The organism is Hyalangium sp. (assembly GCF_035629615.1).
Taxonomy (GTDB): Bacteria; Myxococcota; Myxococcia; order Myxococcales; family Myxococcaceae; genus Hyalangium.
Genome location: NZ_DASPHO010000810.1, coordinates 1 through 3,944 on the forward strand (window position 1 = coordinate 1; position 3,944 = coordinate 3,944).

At 68.7% G+C, this 3,944-nt stretch carries 4 protein-coding genes and 1 pseudogene; 4 read left to right on the top strand and 1 reads right to left on the bottom strand.

Features of this window, described 5'->3' with window-relative positions; all coding sequences use genetic code 11:
• The 3 genes from VD972_RS40675 to VD972_RS40685 form a co-directional block, all read left to right on the top strand.
• On the top strand, positions 1-733 hold a 733-nt coding region (locus tag VD972_RS40675), incomplete at its 5' end, for a DbpA RNA binding domain-containing protein (protein ID WP_324994610.1).
• Between the two features lie 77 nt (positions 734-810).
• The gene (locus tag VD972_RS40680; RefSeq protein ID WP_324994612.1) at positions 811-1,338 is read left to right on the top strand and encodes a GNAT family N-acetyltransferase; all 528 of its coding nucleotides are present in this window, start codon (positions 811-813) and stop codon (positions 1,336-1,338) included.
• Between the two features lie 57 nt (positions 1,339-1,395).
• Positions 1,396-2,565 (top strand): hypothetical protein, encoded by a 1,170-nt coding sequence (locus VD972_RS40685; protein WP_324994614.1) that lies wholly within the window; start codon positions 1,396-1,398, stop codon positions 2,563-2,565.
• A 35-nt stretch (positions 2,566-2,600) separates the two neighbouring features.
• Here VD972_RS40685 and VD972_RS40690 read toward each other — a convergent pair whose 3' ends face one another.
• Entirely contained in the window at positions 2,601-3,425 is an 825-nt protein-coding gene (locus tag VD972_RS40690) for an N-acetylmuramoyl-L-alanine amidase (RefSeq protein WP_324994616.1), read from the bottom strand.
• A 263-nt stretch (positions 3,426-3,688) separates the two neighbouring features.
• On the opposite strand from VD972_RS40690, the pseudogene VD972_RS40695 reads away from it, so the two are divergent.
• Positions 3,689-3,944: pseudogene (locus tag VD972_RS40695) on the top strand (oxidoreductase); the annotation flags it as partial.

Here is a 3,944-nt window from a genome sequence, read left to right on the forward strand (position 1 = left end):
GTACGTGCACCGCATCGGGCGCACGGGCCGGGCCGGACGCGAGGGCGTGGCCATTACACTCGTGGAGCCCAAGGAGCACCGGCTGCTGCGGAACCTGGAGAAGCTCACGGGCCAGCGCATCGAGGTGGCGGCTGTGCCCACCGTGGCGGACTTGCGCGCCCGGCACCTGGAACTCACCCGAGCCTCCCTGCGAGAGGTGCTGGTGGCGGGCGGGCTCGATCCCTTCCGGAGCGTGGTGGAGGGACTGGCGGCCGAGTTCGACGTGATGGACGTGGCCGCTGCGGCGGTGAAGTTCATCCAGGAGAGCCGCGACGAGGCGCGTACGGGGGAGGGGGAGGAGATCCCCGCCGTTGCCCCGCCGACTGAGAAACGTCCCCGCTTCGAGCGGCCTGAGGGGAGTGGGCCGCCCGGGCGCCCCGGGAAGGGCACGGCGCCGGGTGGGGGGGCTGCGCGTGAGGAGCGGGGCCCAAAACGCCGAGCGGAGCGCCCGGACTGGGACATCACGCGGCTCTACATCGGGGCCGGCAGGAACGCGGGCATGCGCCCCGCGGATCTGGTGGGCGCCATCGCTGGCGAGGCGGGCCTGGAGGCCTCGCAGATCGGGGCCATCCAGATCGCGGATGCCTTCTCGCTGGTGGAGGTGCCCGAGCCCGCCGCCGAACGCATCATCACCGCGCTGCGCCAGGCCACCCTTCGGGGCAAGAAGGTCCCCGTCCGCCGGGATCGGGGCTGAGAGGCGATCTCCCCGCTGCCTCTCCGCCCAGGCCTTCGGCTGCTGAGGGGCAGGTGAGCTGTGATAGAGGGCGGCCCATGAGTGACAGGAGCGTGGTGGAGCGAGCCCTCCTTCGAGAGGCACGGCCTGAGGACGATGCGGCCATCGGCGAGCTGCTCGTGGATGCGTACATCACCCAGTACGCGAAGAAGATGCCCGAGGTGGTCTACACCGAGGATCGCAAGCGCGCCCTGCGGGATGTGGCGAACAAGCGCGCCATCTCCACGGTGTTGGTGGCGGAGGTGGACGGCGAGGTGGCGGGCACCGTCGCCCTCTTCCCGCCAGGAGCGCCAGGCTCGGAGGCGTGGACGCCGAACACCGCGGACCTGCGCCACCTGGCCACGGGAGTCCGCTACCACGGCACGGGCCTGTCACGACCGCTGCTGGACGCCGCGGAGTCCCTCGCGCGCCAGTGGGAAGTGGATGCCATCGGGTTGCATGTGCGCCGGGGCGTCCAAGGCGTGGCGCGCATGTACATGGGCCGCGGCTACGTGCGGACCCCCGAGGGAGATCTGGATCTCTCCGTCGTGTTCCTGGAGGCCTACCTGCTGCGGCTGAAGGGCTGAGCCCGCCCTCAATGGAGGATGTTGCTAGGGGCACGGAAGAGATAGACTCTGTTCCCCATGAGCCTTCTGAAGAAGCTCCTGGGTGGCACGGGCGAACTCAAGGGGCGGGTGACCCTGCTCAACCGACGTGCCAGCGTGGACTACCTCGTCCTCGTGGAGGCCTTCCCCGTCGATGAGGGGGCTCCTCCCCCCTTCAAAGGAGAGCCCCCCGAGAAGCTTCGCGAGAAGAAGCGCCTCGTCACCTGCCCTCCGCAGTCGCTCGAGTTCGAGCTGAAGCTCCCCGCGGGCCACTACCAGCTCTTCACCGCGCTGATGCCTGTCGTCATCGACGGGACGCACATGGAGGTGGATCCCTCCCAGCGCTTCTCGACCTGGCCGATGCCGCGGGCCCTCGCCGTGGAGAGCGGCCAGACGCGCCACGTCAACCTGAAGATTGACCTGACGGATGCGGGCACCCAGGCGTGGAAGATCGGTGAGAGCGCGCCACCGCCCGCGGAGCCAGCGGAAGAGGAGGACGCGCCGATGGAGGGTTCAGAGATGCCCCTCTTCCAGCGGCTACCGCCCCGGCTCAAGGCCCGGTTCGGGCAAGCCATCGAGCTCCAGCAGGCCGGGCACCATGCCCAGGCCGTCCCAGCCTTCGACGGTGTGCTGGTCGAGGTCGCGCCCAGCCTGGGCAACAGCATGGATCTGAAGGAGCTCTCCCTCCTCACGCAGACCTGCAAGGCCAAGAGCCTGATGGCGCTCGGGCGCCCCGCGGAGGCGCTCGAGGCCCTGCGCGACCCTCCCAAGGGACTGCAGACCGAGGACCTGACTGCCTTCATCGACTACATGTACACGCAGACCGATGCCCACGGACGGCTGGGCAAGCTGGAGAACATGGTCACCGCCATGGGCCGGACGCTCGACCTGTGCGTCAAGGGCGAGGCCGCCGGCCCGTTCCACAAGACCGTGCAGCTCGGCCTCTACTGGATGCGGGAGAAGAGCAACCCCCAGGGAGTGCTCAACCTCGCCAAGACGCTCCGCCAGCGCCCGGATGTCGCGCGCATCCCGGTTATTTCCCTGCTCGTGGATGACTTCTGCTGGGAGGCCTTCCACGCGCTGGGCCAGCTGCGCGACTGCCGGGAGATCGCCAGCGAGGCGCTCCAGCAGCTCAGGGCCATGGAGGCGCCCGAGGACTCCGAGACGGTGCAGCGCTGGCGGGTCCGCTTCCAGCAGACAGCGCAGTAGCCGCCGCGCCGGAGCTCGGTACTGCGGGGGCCGGCTCAGCCGATCCGCTTGAGGTAGCGCTGGTGCACCCAGCCCTGGATGTCCATCTGCCCGTTCACCGGATGCAGCACATCCACCCTCCGCCACTCGCCCTGCTTGGAGAGGATCTCCACCTTCGTCCCGGGTGGCAGCGGGCTTCCTGGGAGCGTCGGATTGCTCGTCCCAGGGCCGCTGCGCACGTTCAGCGTGGCCGTCACCTCATGGACCACGGGCTGCTCCTCCGCGCGCCCCATCAGCCGGCCCCGGAAGTTCGCCATCGGGAAGGCCGGCCCCGGATCGGTCTTCCTCCCCGGGGCGACGTCATCGTGGCCAATGAAGTCCTTCAGCTGGTACGTCCGGACGAGCAGGAGGCTCACCTCCAGCGACGCCTGGATCTGCTCCTCGGTATAGGTGTGCCACCCGGCGGGCGTGGTCTCGTTCTTGTGGGTCGCCTCCATCACCTCCTCGTCCGGGATCTGCTTCCCGAACCAGGTGACCCACTTCGTGCCCTGCCGGGTGAGCTTTCCCGCGTTGTCCAGCTCAATGCCAAGCGAGAAGCCGTTCAGCCCCTGGCGCCCGTCCCAGAAGCTCTTGCCTGCATGCCAAGCCACCGTGTCAAAGGGCACGAGCTGGGTGATGTTCCCATCCCGCCCGATGACGAGGTGGGCCGAAGCCTGCGCTGCCGGGTTCTTCAGCCAGTCGATCGCCGACTTTGCGCTGCTGGCTGCGGTGAAGTGCATCACCAGGAACTCCGCGGTGAGCTTCGCCCCGTGGTTGGGGCTCTCCACGAAGGGATAGGGTGTTCCATCGTCCGTGCACAGCCGGTGGTTGATGATCTTCATGTGAGGCCCCCCACTCATTCGAGCGCGTGAAGATGCTAGCTGGAACGAGCGACGCGCTCCACCCAAGAGGGCAGATGACTTTCAAGTCCCCGGGATCAACCTCCGGTCCGGCGGGGCCCTCTGAGCGGGCACTTCGCGTGCTCCAGGACACGCTGTGTGCGCCCCCTCAGTCCCCGTGCTGCCAGGCAGCCCCCGCGGCAACCTGCCTGATAGGCGCTTGAGGCCCTTTCCTCGCGCCACTCACGCAGGTATGCACCGGAGGGATGAAGAACACCGAGAGAGCCCCGATGCCACCGGACGCAGCGCCGCCGACCACCTTGTCGCTGGACGAGGTGCGCCGGTGTACGGTCTTCCTCGAGGCGATGGTTGAAGACCGCTCCCTGCTGGCAAGGCTGCCAGCGCCGGATCGAATCGCGCTTCTGACCGCCGCAGGCCGCGTGCTGCACCAGGATCAACACGCGAAGACGCAGTTCGTGAAGGCGCAGCGGCGCGACCGGAAGCAGGCGAAGCGCGAGAACG

Bases quoted from the DNA above. Each gene is read 5' to 3' on its own strand.
- VD972_RS40690 (WP_324994616.1), bottom strand. From the start codon at position 3,425: ATGAAGATCATCAACCACCGGCTGTGCACGGACGATGGAACACCCTAT.
- VD972_RS40680 (WP_324994612.1), top strand. From the start codon at position 811: ATGAGTGACAGGAGCGTGGTGGAGCGAGCCCTCCTTCGAGAGGCACGG.
- VD972_RS40685 (WP_324994614.1), top strand. From the start codon at position 1,396: ATGAGCCTTCTGAAGAAGCTCCTGGGTGGCACGGGCGAACTCAAGGGG.